The organism is Pararhizobium sp. PWRC1-1 (assembly GCF_049897905.1).
GTDB lineage: Bacteria > Pseudomonadota > Alphaproteobacteria > Rhizobiales > Rhizobiaceae > Pararhizobium.
In genome coordinates this window covers 1-717 of the sequence record NZ_JAFCXE010000086.1, presented here as the reverse complement: position 1 = coordinate 717, position 717 = coordinate 1, and the positions used below count along the sequence as shown (strand labels likewise).

Genomic DNA, 717 nt, shown 5'->3' with positions numbered 1-717 from the left:
AATCCTGCCCGTGCCCGCGACTTTGCCAAGGCGATCGGCCTTCTGGCCAAGACGGATGCGATTGATGCGCGCCTGCTGGCACGGATGGGTCAGAGCCTGACGCTTGCCAGCCAGCCGCCGGATGACCCGGAGCGCCATGCGCTTGCCCGCCTTCATAACCGGCGCGACCAGCTCGTCGCCATCCGGCAACAGGAGCGCACACGCCTGCACGAAGCCGAAGGGGTCGAGCGCGACAGTCTGGAAAGCCACCTGTCCTGGCTGGATGCGGAGATCGTTCGCATCGAAAAGCAAGGGCGCGATGCCCTGAAAGCCGACGAGGCGCTGAAGCATCAGGAGGCCAGGCTGCGTTCCATTCCCGGCATCGGGCCTGTCGCGGCGCTGACCCTCATTACCCATATGCCCGAACTCGGCGATCGTTCGGCCAAGGCCGCCGCCGCCCTTGCCGGCCTTGCACCCTTCAATGTCGACAGCGGCAGCTTGCGCGGCAAGCGGCACATCCGCGGCGGCCGAAAGCGGGTCCGCGATGCGCTTTACATGGCCGCGCTCACAGCCAGCCGGATGCCCTCGGCCTTCAAGGCCCATGCCGATCGGATGAAGGAACGCGGCAAGCCTTTCAAGGTCATCATCATTGCCCTCGCACGCAAAATACTCGCCATCGCAAACGCAATCACGAGGGACAAAACAATTTTTTCACAAACGTAGAAACACAGTTGCCAG

1 protein-coding gene is annotated in these 717 nt (G+C 63.5%); it reads left to right on the top strand.

From position 1 onward, the window contains the following. Positions 1 to 702: transposase (locus tag ACP7E0_RS35035; RefSeq protein ID WP_426131974.1), on the top strand; the 702-nt coding region annotated here is incomplete at its 5' end. Between the last annotated feature and the right edge of the window lie 15 nt (positions 703 to 717).